We start from the raw sequence: 21,885 nt of genomic DNA on the forward strand, positions 1-21,885 counted from the left end.
GTGGAGAGCCGCGCCCGGTGAAGGTAGGTGGTCACCGTGTCACCTCGAAGCCGTGTCCTGACTTCGTGGCGTTTCGTCCGATCCGGCGCCGATCACGTCCAGCACATGCCGGTGTGGAGAGCCGCGCCCGGTGAAGGTAGGTGGTCACCGTGTCACCTCGAAGCCGTGTCCTGACTTCGTGGCGTTTCGTCCGATCCGGCGCCGATCACATCCAGCACATGTCGGCGTGGAGAGCCGCGCCCGGTGAAGGTAGGTGGTCACCGCGCCACCCCGGAGCCGCGTCCTGGCCTCGTGGCGCTTGACCTGATCCGGGGTGCCGGGGTGGAGGGTCGCTCTTGGTGATGGTGGGTGGTCATCGTGCTGTGCCGCAAGTCGCGGCTCGGCCTCGCGGGGTCTCGGCCGAGGCCGTGTCGGTCAGATGGCTTGGGGGAAGCGGAACAGGCGGCCTGGGTCGTAGGTGGCCTTGGTCTTGGCGAGGCGGGCGGCGTTGGGGCCGTAGTAGGCCTGACGCCAGCCGCTCAGTGCCGGGTCGATGTAGTTGACGTAGGCGTGGTCGCCGAAGTGGGGGGCCATCGCGTCGTGCGCGCCGCGCAGCCAGGTCGCCGCGCCCGCCATGTGCGCGTAGTACTGGACGCTGAACAGCGCCGCCCGGTGCGGGAAGGCCGTGGCGCCGGGCGCGACGCGCCCGACGGCCCCGCCGAGGGCGTCCAGGAGCACGGCGTGCCGGCCGGGCCGGGAGATCCGGTCGACCAGGGTGGCGATGCCGGAGGCCGACAGCGGGCGGTAGGCCATGTGGGACTTGGCGCTGAAGGCGTCGCGCGGGAAGCGGCCGTCGGCCGTCCGCCCGGGCAGGTCGCCCTGCCGGTGGCACTGGGACACGGTGCGCGAGGAGCAGCCCGCCTCGATCATCATGGCGTGCTGGTAGGACGTGCGGGTGATGAAGCGGCTGGACGGCTGGGATCCGACCTTGGCGATCAGCGGGTCGAGCAGCCGCTCGCACTCGGCGCGCGGGCCCACGTAGACCCCGCCGATCTGCACGTCCAGGCGGGGGTCCTGGGACAGGTGGAGGTTGCTCCACAGCGCGTCGGGGACCGACGGCGCCCACGCCTGCCAGGCCGCGACCACCTTGCGCGCCCGCGACCAGGGCCAGTGCAGGAAGAACAGCGTGAGGTCCTGCGTACGGTGGGTGCGGAAGGTGAACGACACCGCGACGCCGAAGTTGCCGCCCCCGCCGCCGCGCGAGGCCCAGTAGAGCTCGGGGTCGTGGCGGGAGTCGCAGGTGCGCACCCGCCCGTCGGCCGTGACGATCTGCAGCGACTCCAGAGCGTCGCAGGTGAGGCCGTACTTCCTCGACAGGACGCCGATGCCGCCGCCGAGCGTCAGGCCGGCGATGCCCACGGTGGGGCACGAGCCCCCCGGGATGCCGACGCCGTGCGCCGCCAGCCGGTCGTAGATGTCGACGAGCTGAGCGCCCGCGCCCACGACCGCGCGCCCTCCGGAGGCCCGTACGGAGCTCATGCGCGAGACGTCGATCACCAGGCCGGTGCCGGTGGACCAGCCCGCGTAGCTGTGGCCGCCCGAACGCGAGGTCACCGGCACCCCGAACCGCCGGGCGAAGGCCAGGCACTCGGCCACGTCGGAGGGGTTGGCGCAGTAGGCGACGCCGCCCGGCCGGATGCCGTCGAAGGAGGGGTTGTACAGGCGGCGCGCCGCGTCGTAGGAGGCGTCGCCGGGACGGATCATCCGGCCCGCCAGGCCCCTGCCCAGGGAGGACCAGTCGGAGGGGGAGGGCCCGCCGCGCGCGCCGGTGCGCGCCAGGGTGCCCCCGGCGGACGCGGCGGACGGCGCCGAGCCCGCCGCGGAAGCCGCGCCAGAGGCGCTCGCGGTGCCCGCCGTGCCCGTCGTGGCCCTCGCGAGGGTGCCGGTCGGGGCGCAGGCGGTGGCCGCGGCCGCCGCGGTGACGGCGGAGGCCCGCAGGAAGGTCCGCCGGTCGAGCGCGGGTTGCATGATCACTCATCTCTGGGAACGGTCATCGACGACGAAAGGTATCGCCCGTCCTAAGAGACGTCCCCAGAAGGTCCAAGGTTTATCACGGATCGGTCACGGTGCACGTGGCGGCCGTGGAAGACTCGCACTGCCAGGGGAATTGCGCACGATATCGGACAAGTTGACGTTTCAGGTGTGATGGGCTGATATCGGGTACGGCGGAGGGGACTTGGTCAACGGCGATCGAGCACCCCGTTCCGCCGCGGAGGTGTCGCGCGACCGGGAGCGTGGCATGCCCCTGTCATGACCCCGACCCGGCAAGATCACTGCGTACAAGGCGAACGCTCACAAAGGAGTGAGAAGCGACATGCCGCTCGACGAGGCAAAGGACCGGTTGCTCCGGTCCGCTGCTGAACTGTGTGCCGACACCACGGAGGCCGACCACCTCGACGGTGACGGCGTCCTGGCCTTCCTCCGGCTCTACTACCGGCATGTCGCGCCCGAGGACGTGATCGACCGCGACCCCGCCCAGGTCGGCGCCGCCGCCCTGGCCCAGCGGCGCTTCGCCGCCAACCGACCCCAAGGGCGGGCGCTGGTCCGGGCCTACGCGCCCCCGCCGCCGGAGAACGGCCACGGCCCCGGGGCGGTCATCGAGGTCGTCACCGACGACATGCCCTACCTGGTCGACTCGGTCACCATGGAGCTGGAGCGCCACGGCATCGGCGTCCAGCTCGTCGTGCACCCGCAGATCAAGGTGCGCCGCGACATGACCGGGCGCATGCTCGGCGACGACCAGACCGACCTCACCGGGCAGTTCCTCGTCGAGTCGTGGATGCACATCGAGACCGACCGCCTGCCCGCCCCCGAGGCGCTCGCGGAGATCGAGGGCGACCTGCAGCGGGTGCTGCAGGACGTCCGCGCCGCCGTCGAGGACTCGCCCAAGATGCGGGCCCTGGCCGAGGGCATCGCCGCCGAGCTGGAGGCCGTGCCGCCGGGCCTCCCGTCGGGCGACGTCGCCGACAGCGTCGAGCTGCTCCGCTGGCTCGCCGACGGCCACTTCACCTTCCTCGGCTACCGCGAGTACCGCCTGGAGGAGGCGCCGGACGGAGACGGGCTGCGCGCGCTCCCCGGCACCGGCCTCGGCATCCTGCGGGCCGACAAGGCCGGGTCGGCGAGCTTCGCCGCCATGTCCCCCGAGCTGCGCGCGAAGGCGCGCGAGAGACAGCAGTTCGTGGTGACCAAGGCCAACAGCCGGGCCACCGTGCACCGCCCCGCCTACCTGGACTACATCGGCGTCAAGGTCTTCTCCCCCGAGGGCGACGTCGTCGGCGAGCGCCGCTTCCTCGGCCTGTTCTCGCACGTCGCCTACAGCGAGTCGATCTCGCACATCCCGGTGCTGCGCCGCCGCGTTTCCGAGGTGCTGGACAAGGCGGGCCTCAGCCCCGACAGCCACGACGGCAAGGACCTCATCGAGATCCTCGAGAGCTATCCGCGCGCCGAGCTGTTCCAGGTGCCCGCCGACGAGCTCGCGCCGATGGCCCTGGAGGTGCTGCGGCTGCGCGAGCGCAAGCGGGTCAAGCTGTTCCTGCGCGCCGACGACTACAACCGCTACATCTCCTGCCTGATCTACCTGCCCCGCGACCGGTACAACACCGATGTGCGCGTCCGCATGCAGGACATCCTGCTGGAGGCGCTCGACGGCGCGACCCTCGACTACAGCACGATGCTCGGCGAGTCGCCGCTGGCCCGCCTGCACATCGTCGTGCGCGGCGAGCGTGGCAAGGCCCTCGGGCCGCGCGAGTTCGACCTGCCCGCGCTCGAGGCCCGCATCGCCGCCACCACCCGCACCTGGGAGGACGACCTCGCCGACGCGATCGCGGGGCTTCCCGAGGACCGGGTCGCCAAGCTGCCCGGCGGGCCGACGAGCGCGGCGCTGTCCGGCAGGTACGCCGAGGCGTTCCCCGAGGGCTACAAGGCCGACTTCTCCCCCCACGCGGCCGTCGAGGACCTGTGCCGTTTGGAGCGGCTCGCCGCCACCCCCGGCGAGGTCGCCATGGACCTCTACCGGCCGCAGGACCGCGCCCAGTGCGAGTGGCGGTTCAAGCTCTTCCGCATCGGCCCCCCGGTCTCGCTGTCGGACGTGCTGCCGCTGCTGTCGCGCATGGGCGTCGAGGTCGTGGACGAGCGGCCGTACCAGATCGGCAGGCCCGGCGGGCCGGCCGCCTGGATCTACGACTTCGGCCTGCGCTGCCCCTCCTCGGCGGAGACCGGAGACGAGCGGTTCAAGCGGCTGTTCGAGGACGTCGCCGGAGCGCTGTGGCGCGCCGAGATCGAGAGCGACGGCTTCAACGGCCTGGTCATCGCCGCCGGCCTCACCTGGGAGCAGGCGCTGTACCTGCGCGTGTACGCCAAGTACCTGCGCCAGGCCGGCACGGCCTTCAGCCAGCGCTACATCGAGAAGGTGCTGCTCGGCAACATCCGGCTGGCCAAACTGCTGGTACGGCTCTTCGAGGCCCGGCTCGACCCCCGCCGCGCGGACGACCTGCGCGACGACATGGCCGACGCGCTACGCGAGGAGATCCTGGCCGCCCTGGACGAGGTGGCCTCGCTGGACGAGGACCGCATCCTGCGGGCCTACCTGGAGATGATCTCCGCGACGCTGCGCACCAACGCGTTCCAGCGGGCGGAGGGCAGGCGCAAGCCGTACATCTCGCTGAAGTTCGACTCCTCGGCGATCAGCGTGCTGCCGCTGCCCCGCCCGAAGTACGAGATCTTCGTGTACTCGCCGCGCGTCGAGGGCGTCCACCTGCGCTTCGGCAAGGTCGCCCGCGGCGGCCTGCGCTGGTCCGACCGCATGGAGGACTTCCGCACCGAGGTGCTCGGCCTGGTCAAGGCCCAGATGGTGAAGAACACCGTCATCGTCCCCACCGGCTCCAAGGGCGGCTTCGTCGTCAAGCGGCCGCCGGTCGGCGGCGGGCGGGACGAGGTGATGGCCGAGGGCGTGGCCTGCTACCGGCAGTTCATCTCCGGCCTGCTCGACATCACCGACAACCTCGTCGACAACCAGGTGGTCCCCCCGCACGGCGTCGTCCGGCACGACGGCGACGACACCTACCTGGTCGTCGCGGCCGACAAGGGCACCGCCACCTTCTCCGACATCGCCAACAGCGTCGCCAAGGAGTACGGCTTCTGGCTCGGCGACGCCTTCGCCTCCGGCGGCTCGGTCGGGTACGACCACAAGGCCATGGGCATCACCGCGCGCGGCGCCTGGGAGTCGGTCGCCTACCACTTCCGCTCCATGGGCGTCGACGTCCAGAGCACCGACTTCACGGTGGTGGGCGTCGGCGACATGTCCGGCGACGTGTTCGGCAACGGCATGCTGCTGTCCCGGCACATCAAACTGGTCGCGGCCTTCGACCACCGGCACATCTTCGTCGACCCCTCGCCCGACCCGGCCCGGGGCTTCGAGGAGCGGTCCCGCCTGTTCGCGCTGCCGCGCAGCTCCTGGGCCGACTACGACTCCGGCGCCATCTCGGCCGGCGGCGGCGTGTGGCCGCGCACGGCCAAGTCGGTGCCGGTGTCGCCGCAGATGCGCGCCGCCCTCGGCATCCGCGAGGGCGTGTCGGCGATGACGCCGAGCGACCTGATCAGCGCCATCCTGCGGGCCCCGGTCGACCTGCTGTGGAACGGCGGCATCGGCACCTACGTCAAGTCCTCCGCCGAGAGCCACGCCGACGCCGGCGACAAGGCCAACGACGCGCTGCGCGTCAACGCCGCCGACCTGCGCTGCAAGGTGATCGGCGAGGGCGGCAACCTCGGGCTCACCCAGCTCGCCCGCATCGAGTTCGCGCTCAACGGCGGGTACGTCAACACCGACTTCATCGACAACTCGGCCGGTGTGGACACCTCCGACCACGAGGTGAACATCAAGATCCTCCTGGACCGGCTGGTGCGGGACGGGGAGCTGAGCGAGAACGACCGCGACCAGCTCTTCCTGGACATGACCGACGAGGTCTCCGGGCTGGTGCTGGGCGATAACAAGGCGCAGAACATCGTCCTGGCCGCCGCCCGCGCGCAGGCGCAGGAGATGCTGCACATCCACGCCCGCTACCTGCGCAGGCTGGAGCGCGACGGCCTGATCAACCGGGAGCTGGAGGCGCTGCCGTCCGACAAGACGCTCGCCGAGCGGCGCCAGGCCCACCTCGGGCTGACCGCGCCGGAGTTTTCGGTGCTGCTCGCCTACACCAAGCTCGTGGCCGACCACGAGCTGCTCGCCTCCGACCTGCCCGACGACCCGTACCTGACGTCGTGGCTGGTGTCGTACTTCCCCTCGGCGCTGCGCGAGCGGTTCCGCGCCGCCATGGACACCCACCCGCTGCGCCGCGAGATCATCACCACCTGCGTGGTCAACGACCTGGTCAACGCCAGCGGCACGACGTTCATGTTCCGCTTCGGCGAGGAGACCGGCGCCTCCACCCCCGACATCGCCCGGGCCTACCTGGTGTCGCGCGAGGTGTTCGAGCTGCCGGGCTTCTGGCGGGCCGTGGAGGCGCTGAACAACAAGGTCGACACCGCCACTCAGCTCGCCATGCTGCTGGAGGGCCGCAAGCTCGCCGAGCGCGGCGCGCGGTGGCTGCTCGGCAACCGCAGGCCGCCGCTCGACCTGGCGGGAGCGGTGAGGTTCTTCGTGGAGGGCGCCGAGGGGCTGCTGCCCCACCTGCCCAAACTGCTCACCGGCCCCGACCTCGCGGCTTTCGAGGAGCGCCGCGACGGGTACCTGTCGCGGGGCGTTCCGGCCGACCTGGCCGAGCGCGCGGCGGTGATGGTGCCGGCGTACTCGACGTTCGACCTGGTGGAGATCTCCTCGCGCACCGGCCGCCCGGTGAACGACGTCGCGGAGGTCTACTTCGACCTGGCCGACCGGCTCCAGCTCGCCCGGCTGCGCGAGCGGGTCATCGCCCTGCCCCGCGACAACCGGTGGAACTCCATGGCCAGGGCCGCGCTGCGCGACGACCTGTACGCCGCGCACGCGACGCTGACCAGGGACGTGCTGGTGCACAGCGAGCCGGGGCCGTCCCCGGAGGAGCGCCTGGCACGCTGGTCGGAGGTCAACTCGGCCGCCGTCGCGCGGGCGCGCCAGACGCTGTCGGAGATCTGGGAGAGCGACCACTTCGACCTGGCCACCCTCTCGGTGGCGCTGAGGGCCGTGCGCACCCTGGTGGCCACCAGCAACCTGCCGCACGCCGAGCGCTGAGCTCGCCGCCCGGCGGCGCGACCGCCGCCGGGCGCCCTTTCACCCTGCGGACCCCGCCGGGCGCCCTTCAACCTTGCGGACCCCCGCCGGGCGCCCTCCGGCCCTCCGGACGTCCGTCGAGCCGTCCGGCCCCCCCGCCTGGCGGCCTGCGTCGTCAGCGGCTGGTGACGCTCGTGGCGGCCCCGTCGAAGCCGATGATCCGCGCCCGCTCGGGGGAGCCCCTGCGGGCCACCTGGCTGACGTACTGCTGGGTCTCCACCATGCGCACCATGGATGGCACGACGACGCTGCCCACCGACCAGCGGACGTCCTTGGGCACCGGCACCAGGCCAGCGGCGGAGGCCGTCTTGGCCTGCCGGAGCGTGGTGCGGGTCAGCGAGTACAGGATGGCCGCCCCGCCGTCGGTCGTGCGCAGCGCGTAGATCGGATAGGCGGTCGCGGCGAACAGCGAGTCGTACAGGAACCCGCGCAGCTTGTACTCGGGCTGGGTCTTCTCGACCTCGTCGAAGTAGCCGGTGGTCTGCGGCCCGGACCCGATCAGGCTCGCCGCGTACCCCTTGGGCCCCTCCTCGGCGATGGTCGCGTGCAGCGGCGCCATCAGGTGCGGGCTGATCGCGATCGAGTCGTCGCGGGTGGCCAGCGGGGTCGCGTAGCCGTCCTCGTCCAGCGCGACGGCGGGCGGCTCGGCGCCGGGGTAGAGCAGCGAGGCGAAACTGAGCCGCCAGTCGGCGGCCTCGTACTGCTTCATGAAGGCCAGTACAGCGGTGCGGCCCTGCCCCTTGGCGTCTTTGCGTTCGACGATCGCCGCGAACCAGTAGGGATAACGGCCCGGCCGCAGGCGCGGCACCAGCAGCGCCGGCCCGCCCCAGGTGTAGCGGGCGGAGCGCAGCCCGGTGGACTCGAACGCCGCCACGGTGATCGGCGCCTGGGCGTCCCGGCTCTGGTCGACGGCGTAGAACTCGGCGCCGGCGGCGCGGGCGGCGTCGTCGGCGGCAAGGATCTCGCGCGTCACCCTGCCGGCCTCCCGCAGCGTGACCGCCGGAGGCTCCGTGGCGGAGGACGTGGGGGAGGCCGTCCCGGCCGGGGCGCTCGGAGAGGCGGAGGCGGGCACCGCGCCGCGGCTGGTCTGGGCGGGAGGCGCGGAGCAGGCGAGCAACGTGACCATGGCCGCGGCCGGCAGGGACAGCGCGAGGGCGGCACGCATGGTCCTGGTCACGCTCGCCTCCCGATGAGTCCCCCCGCAGAACGCCCATGCTAGCCACGCGCGAGGTGGCTCCGGCTTCGCGTACCCTTGGCAGATGTGGCAGCCATCGATCCCGCAGAAGAGATCAGCGAGCTTACCGGCACACTGAAGGGCATTCAGGATGTGCTGGATCTCGACGTCATGCGCAAGCAGATCGCCGAGTTGGAGGAGCAGGCTGCCGCGCCCGACCTGTGGAACGACCCTGAGCAGGCGCAGAAGGTCACCAGCAAGCTCTCCCACATGCAGGGCGAGCTCAACCGCGTCGAGAACCTGATCCGGCGGCTGGACGACATCTCCGTCCTGTACGAGCTGGCCGAGGCCGAGGACGACGCCGACACGCGCGAGGAGGCCGACCGCGAACTGGGCTCCCTGCGCACCGACGTCAACGCCCTCGAGGTGCGCACGCTCCTGGCAGGTCCCTACGACGCCCGCGAGGCGCTCGTCACGATCAACTCCCAGGCCGGCGGCGTGGACGCGGCCGACTGGGCCCAGATGCTCCTGCGCATGTACATCCGGTGGGCCGAGCGCAAGGGGTACTCCACCGAGATCTACGACACCTCCTACGCCGAAGAGGCCGGCATCAAGTCGGCGACCTTCGTCGTCAAGGCGCCCTACGCCTACGGCACCCTGAGGGGCGAGCACGGCACCCACCGGCTGGTCCGCATCAGCCCCTTCGACAACCAGGGGCGCCGCCAGACCTCCTTCGCGGGCGTCGACATCGTGCCGGTCGTCGAGCAGACCGACCACATCGACATCAACGAGGACGACCTGCGCATCGACGTCTACCGGTCCTCCGGCCCGGGCGGCCAGGGCGTCAACACCACCGACTCGGCGGTGCGCATCACCCACCTGCCCACCGGCATCGTGGTCTCCTGCCAGAACGAGCGCTCACAGCTGCAGAACCGCGCCTCGGCGATGACGGTGCTGCAGGCCAAGCTGCTCGAGCGCAAGCGGCAGGAGGAGGCCGCGAAGATGTCGGAGCTGCGCGGCGAGTCCACCACCTCGTGGGGCACGCAGATCCGCAACTACGTGCTGCACCCGTACCAGATCGTGAAGGACCTGCGCACGTCGGTCGAGGCGGGCAACCCCACCGCGGTGCTCGACGGCGACCTCGACGAGTTCATCGAGGGCGAGATCCGCTGGATGCGCCGCCAGGAGTCGGGCGCCGCGAGCGGCTGACCGCCGCGCCGGCCCCTGGGCCGCCCCAGACCTTCCCGCACCACCCCTGCGGCGCCGCTCAGGCGCCGTAGAGGTGGTTCAGCGCGAGCGTGCACGCCAGCACGATGAGCAGCACGATCGCGATGAGCATGGGCGAAAGACCGCCCAGCCCATGGTGGTGAACCCTTGCCCTGCTGGCCCGGCAGGCCGGGCACCGCCCCTCGACCACCGGGCCGGCGCAGTTGGCGCAGATGAGATGTTCGCAGCTCACGGGATATCTCCCTCTCCACGATGATCGCTTTACCACCCTGTTAGCGAGTGTGGAATCGTTTTGTTTCCGTTATGGACGTTCCATGCCAGTGTTACCCCTAGACTGAGCCTCGGCCAACCGGAACGTCGATCGTCGGTAAAGAGCGGCGCCCCCCGGCCGGCGAGCAATGCGATGTGGCTGACGCGGCCACCTCCGCGACCGTCCTAACCCCTAGACTGGCATGCCGTGATGCGCCTGTGATCCATTTCGATAATGTCACCAAGGTCTACGTTAACCAGAACCGCCCCGCCCTCGACCACGTCAGCGTGGACGTCGACAAGGGGGAGTTCGTGTTCCTGGTCGGTCCTTCGGGGTCGGGGAAGTCGACCTTTCTCCGGCTGGTCCTGAAGGAAGAGCGCCCGAACTCGGGCGCCATCCACGTCGCCGGTAAGGATCTGGCGCGCCTGTCGAACTTCAAGGTGCCGCACCTGCGCCGCCGCATCGGCTGCGTGTTCCAGGACTTCCGGCTGCTGCCCAACAAGAACGTCTATGAGAACGTGGCGTTCGCGCTGGAGGTCATCGGCAAGCCCCGGCGGTTCATCCGCAAGGTCGTGCCCGAGGTCGTCGAGCTCGTCGGCCTGGAGGGCAAGGCCCACCGCATGCCCGACGAGCTGTCCGGTGGCGAGCAGCAGCGGGTCGCGATGGCCCGCGCGTTCGTCAACCGTCCGATGATCCTGCTCGCGGACGAGCCCACGGGCAACATCGACCCCGCCACCAGCATCGGGATCATGAAGGTGCTCGACCGGATCAACCGGACCGGCACCACTGTCGTCATGGCCACCCATGACGCCGCCATCGTCGACTCCATGCGCAAGCGCGTGGTCGAGCTGGAGGACGGCAAGATCGTCCGAGATCAGTCGCGCGGCGTCTACGGCCAGGCGTACTGATCACCAAGCGAGATAGCGACAGGGGACACCCAAAGCATGCGGGCAAACTTCATCTTCTCTGAGGTCTGGATCGGCCTTCGCCGCAACCTCACGATGACCATCGCGGTCATCGTGACCGTGGCCATCGGCATGGCCCTGCTCGGCATTGGGCTCATGATCAACGCGCAGGTCGGCAGCATGAGCAGCTACTGGTCCGACAAGGTCCAGCTCTCGGCCTTCCTGTGCATGAAGAACAGCCCGTTCGACGCCTGTAAGGGCCGCGGCACGGTCAGCGCGCAGGAGAAGGTCGCGCTGCAGAAGCAGATCGAGAGCCTGCCGCAGGTCGACCGGGTCACCTTCGAGACCCAGGAGAAGGCCTACGAGAACTTCAAGGCCTCCTACAGCAGCAACAGCGTCTTCCTGAACGCGGTCAAGGTCGAGGACATGCCCGAGTCGTTCCGGGTCAAGCTCAAGAACCCCGACGACTACAAGTCCGTCTTCGACGCGCTCAGCGGCGCGCCCGGCGTGGCGAACGTGGTCAACGACCAGCAACTGCTCGACCGGTTCTTCGGCCTGATGAACCGGCTGCGCAGCGCGGCGCTCGTCGTGGCGCTGATCCAGGTGTTCGCCGCCATCCTGCTGATCGGCAACACCGTGCGGCTGTCGGCGTACAACCGCAGGCGCGAGACCGGCATCATGCGCCTGGTCGGGGCCTCCAACCTGTACATCCAGCTGCCCTTCGTCATGGAGGGCACCATCGCCGGCCTGGTCGGCGGGGTGATCTCGGCGGTGCTGCTGATGTTCGCCAAGATCGTGATCTTCGACAGCATGCAGAAGTTCTTCGCGCTGGCGACACAGCTCACCTGGAGCGACGTCGCACAGGTGATCACGCTCACGACCGTGGTCGGCGTGCTCATCTGTATCCTCGCCTCGTTCGTGACGCTCCGCCGGTACCTGCGGGTGTGACGCTCCCCGGTAGGCTCGCTGTATGCCACGTGAGACCGGGCGCAAGCTGATCGCCCAGAACAAGCGTGCCCGGCACGATTACCAGATCGAGGACACCTACGAGGCCGGGCTCGTCCTGATGGGCACGGAGGTGAAATCCCTCCGTGCCGGCCGGGCGAGCCTTTCGGACGGGTACGCCCAGGTCAAGGACGACGAGGTGTGGCTGATGAACATCCACATCCCCGAGTACCACATGGGCACCTGGACCAACCACGCCGCGCGGCGCCCCCGCAAGCTCCTGCTCCACCGCAAGGAGATCGGGAAGATCATCAGCAAGACCAAGGAGACGGGCCTGACGCTGGTCCCGCTCTCGCTGTACTTCAGTGACGGCAGGGCCAAGGTCGAGATCGGCGTCGCCCGCGGTAAGAAGACCTGGGACAAGCGGCACGACCTCGCCGAGAAGCAGGCGAACAGGGAGATGGCCCGCGCCCTACGTCACCGCAACCGATGAGGTCCGAGCAGCAGTGGTGCTAGCCGTACGTCTGAGAAGAGCCCTGTCGGCTGGGCTGTCGCTGGCCGTCGCCGTGCCCATGCTGTCGGCCTGCTTCTCCGAGCCATCGCCGCACGAGGCGGTCAGCCAGTTCCTGGTGGGCTGGCAGTCCGGCGACTACGCCGCCGCGGCCGAGCGCGTCGACGGCGACCCCAAGGCCGTGCGCAAGGCGCTGGAGGACGCTGGGGTGCAGCTCGACGCCGCCTCCATCCGCTTCGCGCTCAGGAGCCTGACCACCAACGGCGACAGCGCGGACGCCAGGTTCCACGTCCAGATCGACCTCGGCGACAACAACCCGATCTGGCAGTACGACAACGACCTGCCGCTGCACGTGGTCGACGGCAGGTGGAAGGTCCGCTGGTCGCCCAGCGTCATCCACCCGCAGCTGCGCGAGGGCCAGCGCTTCGCGGTCAAGGTCGCCCCAGAGGGCGACCAGCCGATCCGCCAGCCCATCGAGGACCGCAACGGCGACCCGCTCCAGCAGGACACCACGCTGTACCTCGCCGGCGTCTACCCCGACCGGGTGAAGGACCCGGTGGGGGTGTGCGAGCGGCTGTTCCAGCTCACCGGCTTCGCCCAGGACCGCCTGCTCGCCCGCATCCGCTCGGCGCCGCCGCAGGACTTCGTGCCGCTGGTGACCTTCGGCGCCAAGAAGTACGCCCAGTTGCTGGACCGGCTGGAGGAGATCGGCCCCGACCTGAAGATCGAGAAGCGGTCGCAGCCGGTCGCACCCGCCCAGCCGGTCGACATCATCGGCAAGGTCGGCGCGATCACCGCCGAGACCATGCAGCAGCTCGGCGGCCCGCAGCGCGCCGGCGGCGACACCATCGGCCAGGGCGGCCTGCAGAAGGCCTACCAGGACCAGCTCACCGGTTCCACCGGCACCGAGGTCATGACCTACGACCTTAAGACCGGCGAGCAGGTCGCCGAGCTGGCGCGCTGGCCCGGCAGGACGAACACCACCTCGGTGCGCACCACCATCGACAAGGGCGTGCAGCAGTCCGCCGACCTGTCCGTCGGCGGCGGGCCTGCCGCGCTGCTGGTCGCGGTGGACGCGCCGTCCGGGCAGATCCGCGCCGTGGCGTCCAAAGAGTTCGACCAGCAGACCGACGGGCTCGCCGGGCGCTTCCCGCCCGGCACGACGTTCTCGATCGTGGCCGCGGACGGCCTGCTCGGCGCGGGGCTGGACCCCGACCAGAAGCTGCCGTGCCCGGCCGACCGCACGGTCGGGGGCGCCCGCTTCCAGCAGACGGAGGCGCGGCCCCAGCCTCAGCAGCCGACGACGCCCACCCCCACCCCGACGCCGACCGCGACGTCCACCGCGCCGCCGGCCGGCACGACGCCGAGCGTCACCGCCGACTTCGCCCGGGGGTGCGTCACCGCGCTGGCGTCCCTGTCGCGCCGCATCGACGCCGGGGCCCTCAACCGGGCGGCCGCCCGCTTCGGCATCGGCGGCGACTGGCGGCTGCCGCTGCGCGCGTTCACCGGCAGCATGCCGGCGGCGGCGACCGACGCCGCCAAGGCGAAGATCATCGCTGGGCAGACGGTGCGGGTCAGCCCGTTGTCGATGGCCCTGGTCGCCGCGGCCCTGGGCTCGGGCACCTGGCGCCCGCCCACGCTGGTCACCTCGCCCTCCTCGCCGGACGCCGCCGCTGACGCCTCCTCCGACCCCGCGCCCGCCACGCCGCCGCGTCCGGTCACCCTCGACCCGGCGACCCTGACCGAGCTTCGCGCGCTGATGCGCGCGGGCGTGGTCTCGGGCACGGCCGCCGCCGCCTCGGCGCCGGGGGACAAGGTCTACGGGCTGGCCTCGGCCGTGACCTACACCGAGAAGAAGCGTGAGCGGCACCTGTCGTGGTTCGTGGGCTGGCAGGGCGACCTGGCCGTCGCCGTGCTCACCGAGAGCGCCGACCCGGCGGCCTCGGCCCGCGTGGCCGGCCAGTTCTTCCGTAGCGCCCGCACGGCCGCGTGAACGCCACCCTGAACGGTGCCCTGAACGCGGCCTGAACGGGCCTCTGCGCGAGGGCCGGCGCGCCTGCCGGAACGCCGCCGCCCGGCCCTGAACGACGGTTGAACGGCCTTTCGGAAAAATCTCGCCGGGCCGAGCAACCATCGGGGCGTCTTCCGGCGTCTTTCTGGGTGACCGGGCACCGCTTGGGGGTTGCGGGCCTGGTCGCCGTGATGAGACCAGGGCTTCATCTCGGGGGAAGCCCTGCCGTCCGGACCGGCTCGACCCTGCCGGTCGGCCCCCGGGGGCGTGTGCCACGTGCCACGTCCCCGGGGGTTTCGGCGTCCGCGGTCGCCGGCGGAGGGCCGCCGCGGGGAATCAAGTTGGCACCGCCGGTGTTGAGTGGAGTATCTTCGTGTCGATCGGCCTCTCCGGAGGTCGTGTTGACAACTCCACAGGGGGTGACTGGTTTCGACTTCGGCATGTCGTGCCAGGGGAAGCGGGTCGAGGACTGCGGACATAACCTCGTTAATCCTGTGACCGCAAAACAATAAGTGCCAATAACACGCGCACTCAGGGCCACATGGCCCTCGCCGCCTGAGCGAGGTCTAGGCCCTTGTCAGCCCGGGAGTGCCTCCGGCCCGGATCTGGCATCGCTAGGAGGCTCAACCGATCGACCCGGTCACGGGGCCGATAGGGAAACCTAACAGTGACTGAGCCCGTCGGTGACACGCCTGCGTGATCACCGGGGCTGAGAAAATCGCAGCAGGCTGCACCCGGAGAAGCCCTGACGCGGTGTTGAAGGACGCGGGTTCGATTCCCGCCACCTCCACACTCCCGTGCGCGCCCCCGCGCTGCGGAGCTGATCGCCCGAGGGCGGTCGGCGGGCCCCACAGGCCCGCCGGCCGCCCTTTGTCGTGCGTGGGGTATGCCGGTTTCGCCCGATGTGAACGTTGTTCCGGCGGCGGTCGCGGCTCTGTAGCGTTGCCGCATGACAGATCTTCGGTCCGCCGTGGTGAACCGGGTACGGCTGGTCTACGAGGTGGCGGGGGACGCCGGCGCGCCGCCGGTGCTGCTTCTGCACGGGCGGGGGAGCGACCACACCACCTGGGCCGGAGTCATCGAGCACCTGGCGGGGTCCTGGCGCGTCTACGCGCCCGACGCCCGCGGGCACGGCGCCAGCGAGTGGCCCCGGGTCTACTCGCTGGAGCTCATGCGCGACGACGTGGTCGCCCTGCTCGACCACCTCGAACTGCCCCGCGTGACCATCGTCGGGCACTCCATGGGCGGCATGGTCGCCTTCCTGGTCGCGCAGGACCATCCGGGCCGGGTCGAGCGCCTGGTGCTGGAGGACGTCCCCGCGCCGCACCCCGCCCGCCTGGCCATGCCCGGGCGGCCCGACGGCGAGCTGCCCTTCGACTGGGCCATGGTCGAGCAGACCGCCCACCAGCGCAACCATCCCGACCCGGCGTGGCTGGACGGCCTGGCCAAGGTCACCGCGCCGACGCTGGTCATCGCGGGCGGCGCGCCCAGCCACCTGCCGCAGGACCAGGTCGCCGATCTGGCCCGCCGCATCCCCGGCGCCCGGCTGATGACGATCGAGGCCGGGCACGAGGTGCACGCCACCCGCCCCGCGGAGTTCAACGACGCGCTGACGGCCTTCCTCGGACGGTGACCCCGGGCGTGCCGCGTCAGCGGTAGAGGCGGATGGCGCCGGTGAGGACCTGACGGGCGACGGCGAGGACCTCGTCGGCCGTGGCGGGGGACGGGGGCGGGGCGACGACCTGCACCATCTGCGTGCTCGGCTCGCCGACGTCGGGGAACAGCTCCCACTTCCACCCGGGGCTGGTCAGGCTGTCGAAGCGTTCGAGGCTCACCACGAGGGGCGCCGAGCCGTCCCATCCCCAGGGCGGGGTCTGCGGCAGCCGGGCCAGGCGGATGCGGGCACGCCGCGCCGGTCCGTCGCCGGCCGCCCGCCGCGCCTCCGTCCCGGCCTCGCGCGGGTCCAGCGAGGCCGTGCGCGGGTCGAGGGATGCGGTGCGCGGGTCCAGCGAGGCCGAACGGGGGTCGAGGGATGCGGTGCGCGGGTCGGGGGATGACGCGTGCTGGTCCAGCGCGGGGGAGCGCGGGTCGCAAGGGGCGGTGTCCGGGTGGTCCAGCGTCGCCAGGCCGGCGCGCTCGGCGGCCCCGGTGAGCAGGCCGTGCGGGTCGTCCAGGCCGGCCAGGGAGGCACGCCGGTAGGCGGTGGACCGGGCGTGCAGCACGGCCTCGGCCAGGCGGTGGTCGGTGCCGTGCTCGCCGGTCCAGTCGGCGGTGGCCAGGCCGTGACGCTCGCCGGCCTCGTGCACCTCGGCCAGCAGTCGTACGGCCGCGTCCAGCGCGGAGGCGGTGTAGATGGTGCGGTAGTGCCCTCGCGCCGCCCGTTCGATCATCTGGCGGGCGGAGGCGGTCTCGGTGGTCGTCATCGGCTGCTGTCCCTCGTCGTCTCGCCTGTGACCGTTAGGACTTTAGCCCTACTTGATCCATTGGCGTGACACGGGATGCCCGCTCACCTCATCCCGGCTCTCCAGGCCGGCGGCCGCGGGTCAGGTCCCTGAGAGGGTGCCGAGCGTGACGGTGACGGTCGTCGTCTTGCCGTTCGGGTGCAGGACCCCGACCTTCGCCTGCGTGCCCGGACGCAGCCCTGCCAGCACCTCCGACAGGGACGCCGCCGTCGGCGTGGGCTTGCCGTTGACGCTGGTGATGATGTCACCGGGCTTGATCCCGGCGTGGGCCGCGCCGCTGCCCGCGTCCACGTGGGCGACGCCGACGCCGACCGGCCGGCCGTCGGCGTCCACGACGGTGTTGACCCGGACGCCCAGCGCGGCCCGCCGCGTGTTGGTGACCTTGCCGTACCGGATGATCTGCTCGGCCACGTCCTTGGCGGTGCTGCTCGGGATCGCGAACCCGATGCCGGGTGCGGCGCCTCCGCCGAGGTCGGGGTTGACGGCGGCCAGCGTCGGGACGCCGATCACCTCGCCGTTGAGGTTGGTGAGCGCCCCGCCGCTGTTGCCGGGGTTGATCGACGCGGAGGTCTGGATGGCGTTGGTGATGGTCGCTCCCGGCGAGCCCTCGCCCTGCGGTTCGGTCACCGTGCGGCCCAGCGCGGAGATGATGCCGTTGGTCACGCTGCCCGACAGACCCAGCGGGTTGCCCATGGCCAGGACGATCTGGCCGACCTTGAGCCTGCCCGAGTCGCCGAAGTTCGCGGGGGTCAGGCCGTTGCGGTCGGCGACGCGGATGACCGCGAGGTCGCCCAGGGGATAGGAGGCGACCAGGTCGGCCTTGCGCGGCTTGCCGCCGGTGGCCAGCGTGACCTCGAAGGTCTTGGACTTGCCCACGACATGGGCGTTGGTCACGATGTGGCCCTGGGTGTCGTACACGATGCCCGAGCCGAGCCCCTTGGAGGTGGTGATCTGCACGATCGACGGGAGCACCTGGGCGATGACCCGCTCGTACGCCTGCTCCTCGGTGATCACCGCGGTGTTCGCCGACGGGCTGTCGCCGCCGCCGCCGCGTGTGGTGGCGGTGCTCGTCGAGGCCGGTGCACCGGTGAGGCCGCACCCGCTGAGCACCACCAGGCCACCGGCCATCCCGGCGCACAGCGCGTGCCGCAGCGCACGTCCGGTCGTTCGGTTACCTGGTGTAGTCGCCATGGAACACGTCATTCCCGACCAGACGGAAGATACTCGCCATATACCACCAATGACGTGATCTTGGTAATAGTCGGACGTGCGGCGCCGGGGGGTCGGCGACGGGATTCCGGAATGGGCGCCGCAGCCCCGCTGACCTGTGGCAATGTAGGCGTTGGCGGAGAAGTGAGGCTGCTGGGCCGCACGGATCACGATTTGTGACGTAGTCTGCCGACATGGCGGACGGCGCTGGTAACTCCCCAAGCCGCCCTGGGTCCGGGCGGCCTCCGACGTACGTTCCTTCCTATGACGCTCCGACCACGCCGATGCCCCGGGTGAGCCCGGAGCAGGCGCTCGCGATCGCGAAGGCCGCGCAGGCCGCCGCCAAGGCCCCGCCCGCGGCGGACACCGCGTCCGAGCAGGTTTCCAATACGGAGTCCGAGCAGGTGTCCGACACGGCGTCAGAACAGGTGTCCGAGCAGGTGTCCGGGGAGGTCTCCGGCGCGGACGGCGCGGCCGCCTCCGACACCGTGGAGATCCCCCTGCAGGCGAGAAGGCCGCTCTGGGAGGCCGGACAGGACGAGAGCACCGACGGGACGCGGCGCCCCGACGGCGAGGTCACCGCGGATGTCCGCAGGCCCGGTGGACCGTTCCCCCGCACCGGCGGTCCGGCCGCCCCCGCCGGGCGGCCGTTCCACATGGGATCGGTCGCCGCCCCTGCCGATCGCCCATCTCGGAAGGGGCCGGTTGACGCCGCCTCCGGTCGCCCGTCTCAGAAGGGACCGGTCGCCGCCCCTGCCGGTCGCTCGTCTCAGAAGGGGCCGGTCGCCCCTGCGGTCGGGACGCCGTCCGGAGCGGGGCGCGAGCGCCGGGGCGCGCTCTCCGCGGCGGTCCTCCGCGTCGGCGACATCCCGATCAAGGCGGTCTACGGCATCGGCGCGCTGCTCGTCACCGTGGTCGTCGTGGTCCTGATCTTCATGGTGTTCGCGGAGGACCGGCCCGGCGACCCGGTGCGGGTGGACCCGGCGCAGGCCGGTGGACCGGCGGCCTCCGGCGCCCCGGTGAAGCCCACGCCCACGATCGCCGTGCCGGCCGTCCCCGCGGCCAAGGCCATGACCGTCTTCCCCGGAACGGGCACGCCGGTGCTGTCGTACGTGGTGGACCAGACCGCGGGCGTCAGCTACGCCCAGTACGGTGCGCCGTGGGCGAAGACCGCCAAGGCCCCGTTCTCGGCGGCGCAGAAGGTCGGGCCGGCCAAGCGGCCGCAGGCGCTGATCGCCTCCGGGCCGGTTCCGTTCGCGGTGCCGAAGGCGCCGGTCACCTACGACGGCTACCGCAAGCTGGCGGCCAAAGCCGCCAAGTGGACGCTGCGCTACCAGCCCGCCGGTTCCACGCTCACCTGGACGGTGTCGCAGCGGGCCCGTTACAACCTCGGGTGGGTGCTCGGCTACAAGGTCGGTTATGTGCAGGGGGGCAAGAAGCACTCCTCGCAGGCGTACGTCTTCGTCGTCTCTTCGCCGGCGAAGACGAAGCCCGCCATGCTGTTCGCCAGCGTCACCGACGCCCGCAAGGCGCTCTACCACGACCTCAACATGCTGTTCTGGACGGCCCGCGCGTCCTGAACCGCGATCTCGCTCAGCCGTTCATCTCGCTCGGCCGCCGATCTCGTTCAGCCGTTGGCCTTGGAAGCATCTTCTAGAATATGATTCTGGGACGTCTGGAGGCCGAGCGGCACGGAGGGTGTTATGGCGATCGGGTTGAGCGAGGAGCACGAGGCGCTCCGCGAGTCCGTCAGCGGCTGGGCGGAGCGCAACGTCCCCGCGGACGTCGTGCGCGCGGCCGTCGGCGCGCAGGACGAGCAGCGGCCCGCGTTCTGGAGCGGCCTGGCCGACCAGGGCCTGCTGGGCCTGCACCTGCCCGAGGAGTACGGCGGCAGCGGCTTCGGCCTGCTGGAGACCGCCGTGGCCGTCGAGGCGCTCGGAGAACGCGTCGCGCCCGGCCCGTACGTCCCGACCGTCCTCGCCTCCGCCGCCGTCCTGGCCTCCGACGGCAAGGCCCGCGCCGAACTGCTCCCCGGCCTGGCCGACGGCACGCTGACCGGCGCCGTCGCCCTCGGCGGCACGCTGACCGGCACCCGCGGCGACGACGGCGTGCTCACCGTCGGCGGCGCCGCCGAGTCCGTGCTCGGCGCCGCGCTCGCCGACGTGCTCGTCCTGCCGGTGAGCACCGGCCAGGGCGAGGAGTGGGTCGCCCTGTCCGCCTCCGACGTCACCGTCACCCCCGTCAGGAGCCTCGACCTCACCCGCGCGGTGGCCAAGGTCGAGGTCGACGCGGTCGCCGTGCCGGCCGAGCGCGTCCTCGACGGGCTCGACCGGGCGCGCGTCCGCGACCTGGCCGCGATCCTGCTCGGCGCGGAGGCGGCGGGCGTCGCCGCCTGGTGCGTGCGCGCCGCCGCCGACTACGCCAAGGTGCGCGTGCAGTTCGGCCGGCCGATCGGCCAGTTCCAGGGCGTCAAGCACAAGGCGTCCCGCATGCTCGTCGCCCTCGAGCAGGCTCGCGCCACCGTCTGGGACGCCACCCGCGCGAGCGGTGACGAGCTGCGCTACGCCGCCGCGATCGCCGGTGTCATGGCCCCCGACGCCGCCGTGCAGTGCGCCAAGGACGCCATCCAGATCTTCGGCGGCATCGGCTACACCTTCGAGCACGACGCCCACCTGTACTACCGCCGCGCGCTGACGCTCCGGGCGCTGCTCGGCGCCTCCGCCGAGTGGGCCGACGCGGTCGCCGCCCACGCTCTGTCCGGCGTCACCCGGGACATGGAGATCGAGCTGCCCGAGGACACCGAGGCGCTGCGCTCCGCCATCCGCGAGGAGATCGCCGAGATCGCCCGTGTCGAGGACGGCAAGGAGCAGAAGCGCGCCCTGGCGGCCAAGGGCTTCGTCATGCCCCACCTGCCCAAGCCGTGGGGCCGGGGCGCCTCGGCGCTGGAGCAGGTGCTCATCTACCAGGAGCTCAAGACCGCGCGTGTCCGGCTGCCCCAAATGATCATCGGCGCCTGGGTGGTGCCGTCCATCGTCGCCTACGGCACCCCCGAACAGCAGGAGCGGTTCCTGCCGCCGACCCTGGCCGGCGAGCTGATCTGGTGCCAGCTGTTCTCCGAGCCCGGCGCCGGCTCGGACCTGGCGTCGCTGCAGATGAAGGCCGAGAAGGTCGAGGGTGGCTGGAAGCTCAACGGCCAGAAGATCTGGACCTCCGTCGCGCACGTCGCCGAGTGGGGCATCTGCATCGCCCGCACCGACACCACCAAGCCCAAGCACGACGGCATCACCTACTTCATCGTCGACATGAAGGCCCCGGGGGTCACCGTTCGCCCGCTCACCGAGATGACCGGGGAGAACCTGTTCAACGAGGTGTTCCTGGACGACGTCTTCGTCCCGGACGAGCTGGTCGTCGGCGAGATCAACGAAGGGTGGCGGGTCGCGCGCAACACCCTGTCCAACGAGCGGGTGTCCCTGTCGTCCGGATCCGGCGGCACCGGGTCCTCGGTCCCCGACCTGCTCGGCCTGGTCTCCCGCCTCGGCCGTGAGCTCACCGCGGCCGAACGGCGGGAACTGGCGCACGTCGTCTGCGAGGGGCACTCCATCAACGCGCTCAGCCTGCGCGTCACGCTCAAGCAGCTCGCCGGGTCCGAGCCGGGCGCCGACGCCTCGGTGCGCAAGCTGCTGTCCACCTCGCACGCCCAGCACGTGTCCGAATGCGCGGTCGACCTGCTCGGCGCGTCGGCCACCGTCGCCGCCGACATGAAGCTCGGCGACGCCGGCTACTGGAACCGGGCGGTCCTCGCCACCCGCGCGATGACCATCTACGGCGGTACGACCGAAGTCCAGCTCAACATCATCGCCGAACGCATGCTCGGCCTCCCCCGAGACCCCGAACCCGGCAAATAACCCAGAC

Annotated in this window: 14 protein-coding genes and 1 other RNA gene; 10 read left to right on the forward strand and 5 right to left on the reverse strand. The window is 71.4% G+C overall.

The window, feature by feature from the left end:
- Positions 1–414: 414 nt before the first annotated feature.
- Entirely contained in the window at positions 415–2,007 is a 1,593-nt protein-coding gene (locus ACWEN6_RS04970) for an FAD-binding oxidoreductase (protein WP_452569010.1), read from the reverse strand.
- Positions 2,008–2,353: 346 nt separating this feature from the next.
- Between ACWEN6_RS04970 and ACWEN6_RS04975 the strand changes: the two genes are divergently transcribed.
- Positions 2,354–7,240 (forward strand): NAD-glutamate dehydrogenase, encoded by a 4,887-nt coding sequence (locus tag ACWEN6_RS04975; protein WP_452569011.1) that lies wholly within the window; start codon positions 2,354–2,356, stop codon positions 7,238–7,240.
- Positions 7,241–7,394: 154 nt separating this feature from the next.
- Here ACWEN6_RS04975 and ACWEN6_RS04980 read toward each other — a convergent pair whose 3' ends face one another.
- Positions 7,395–8,456: a hypothetical protein gene (locus ACWEN6_RS04980; RefSeq protein ID WP_452569012.1), complete on the reverse strand. Its 1,062-nt coding sequence runs from the start codon at positions 8,454–8,456 to the stop codon at positions 7,395–7,397.
- Between the two features lie 84 nt (positions 8,457–8,540).
- Here ACWEN6_RS04980 and prfB point away from each other — a divergent pair, with 84 nt between their 5' ends.
- Complete coding sequence (prfB, locus tag ACWEN6_RS04985) at positions 8,541–9,662, forward strand: peptide chain release factor 2 (protein ID WP_452569013.1); 1,122 nt, start codon at positions 8,541–8,543, stop codon at positions 9,660–9,662.
- A 58-nt stretch (positions 9,663–9,720) separates the two neighbouring features.
- Here prfB and ACWEN6_RS04990 read toward each other — a convergent pair whose 3' ends face one another.
- Positions 9,721–9,912 (reverse strand): hypothetical protein, encoded by a 192-nt coding sequence (locus ACWEN6_RS04990; RefSeq protein WP_354836861.1) that lies wholly within the window; start codon positions 9,910–9,912, stop codon positions 9,721–9,723.
- 236 nt (positions 9,913–10,148) lie between these two features.
- Between ACWEN6_RS04990 and ftsE the strand changes: the two genes are divergently transcribed.
- The 6 genes from ftsE (at position 10,149) to ACWEN6_RS05020 (ending at position 15,935) form a co-directional block, all read left to right on the forward strand.
- Positions 10,149–10,838, forward strand: a complete 690-nt coding sequence (ftsE, locus tag ACWEN6_RS04995; protein WP_114029179.1) for a cell division ATP-binding protein FtsE — start codon at positions 10,149–10,151, stop codon at positions 10,836–10,838.
- Positions 10,839–10,874: 36 nt separating this feature from the next.
- Positions 10,875–11,783 (forward strand): permease-like cell division protein FtsX, encoded by a 909-nt coding sequence (ftsX, locus tag ACWEN6_RS05000; protein WP_354836858.1) that lies wholly within the window; start codon positions 10,875–10,877, stop codon positions 11,781–11,783.
- A 22-nt stretch (positions 11,784–11,805) separates the two neighbouring features.
- The gene (gene smpB / locus ACWEN6_RS05005) at positions 11,806–12,273 is read left to right on the forward strand and encodes an SsrA-binding protein SmpB (RefSeq protein ID WP_354836856.1); all 468 of its coding nucleotides are present in this window, start codon (positions 11,806–11,808) and stop codon (positions 12,271–12,273) included.
- 16 nt (positions 12,274–12,289) lie between these two features.
- Entirely contained in the window at positions 12,290–14,284 is a 1,995-nt protein-coding gene (locus ACWEN6_RS05010) for an NTF2-like N-terminal transpeptidase domain-containing protein (protein ID WP_452569014.1), read from the forward strand.
- A gap of 433 nt (positions 14,285–14,717) precedes the next feature.
- Positions 14,718–15,095: a transfer-messenger RNA gene (gene ssrA, locus ACWEN6_RS05015) on the forward strand.
- Between the two features lie 156 nt (positions 15,096–15,251).
- Positions 15,252–15,935, forward strand: coding sequence for an alpha/beta fold hydrolase (locus ACWEN6_RS05020; protein ID WP_452569015.1), 684 nt, complete (start codon positions 15,252–15,254; stop codon positions 15,933–15,935).
- A 16-nt stretch (positions 15,936–15,951) separates the two neighbouring features.
- Here the strand turns inward: ACWEN6_RS05020 and ACWEN6_RS05025 are convergent, their stop codons facing one another.
- Together ACWEN6_RS05025 and ACWEN6_RS05030 are read right to left on the reverse strand one after the other, a co-directional pair.
- Positions 15,952–16,725, reverse strand: coding sequence for a hypothetical protein (locus tag ACWEN6_RS05025; RefSeq protein ID WP_452569016.1), 774 nt, complete (start codon positions 16,723–16,725; stop codon positions 15,952–15,954).
- Positions 16,726–16,845: 120 nt separating this feature from the next.
- Positions 16,846–17,955 (reverse strand): S1C family serine protease, encoded by a 1,110-nt coding sequence (locus ACWEN6_RS05030; RefSeq protein WP_452569017.1) that lies wholly within the window; start codon positions 17,953–17,955, stop codon positions 16,846–16,848.
- Positions 17,956–18,266: 311 nt separating this feature from the next.
- Here ACWEN6_RS05030 and ACWEN6_RS05035 point away from each other — a divergent pair, with 311 nt between their 5' ends.
- Entirely contained in the window at positions 18,267–19,553 is a 1,287-nt protein-coding gene (locus ACWEN6_RS05035; RefSeq protein WP_452569018.1) for a hypothetical protein, read from the forward strand.
- A gap of 123 nt (positions 19,554–19,676) precedes the next feature.
- Positions 19,677–21,878, forward strand: coding sequence for an acyl-CoA dehydrogenase (locus ACWEN6_RS05040; RefSeq protein WP_452569019.1), 2,202 nt, complete (start codon positions 19,677–19,679; stop codon positions 21,876–21,878).
- Positions 21,879–21,885: the final 7 nt, after the last annotated feature.

The sequence above is a fragment of the Sphaerisporangium sp. NPDC004334 genome, assembly GCF_053602655.1.

Bases quoted from the DNA above. Each gene is read 5' to 3' on its own strand.
- ACWEN6_RS04970 (WP_452569010.1), bottom strand. From the start codon at position 2,007: ATGCAACCCGCGCTCGACCGGCGGACCTTCCTGCGGGCCTCCGCCGTC.
- smpB (WP_354836856.1), top strand. From the start codon at position 11,806: ATGCCACGTGAGACCGGGCGCAAGCTGATCGCCCAGAACAAGCGTGCC.
- ACWEN6_RS05020 (WP_452569015.1), top strand. From the start codon at position 15,252: ATGACAGATCTTCGGTCCGCCGTGGTGAACCGGGTACGGCTGGTCTAC.
- ACWEN6_RS05030 (WP_452569017.1), bottom strand. From the start codon at position 17,955: ATGGCGACTACACCAGGTAACCGAACGACCGGACGTGCGCTGCGGCAC.
- ACWEN6_RS05040 (WP_452569019.1), top strand. From the start codon at position 19,677: ATGGCGATCGGGTTGAGCGAGGAGCACGAGGCGCTCCGCGAGTCCGTC.
- ACWEN6_RS04975 (WP_452569011.1), top strand. From the start codon at position 2,354: ATGCCGCTCGACGAGGCAAAGGACCGGTTGCTCCGGTCCGCTGCTGAA.
- ACWEN6_RS05025 (WP_452569016.1), bottom strand. From the start codon at position 16,725: ATGACGACCACCGAGACCGCCTCCGCCCGCCAGATGATCGAACGGGCG.
- ftsX (WP_354836858.1), top strand. From the start codon at position 10,875: ATGCGGGCAAACTTCATCTTCTCTGAGGTCTGGATCGGCCTTCGCCGC.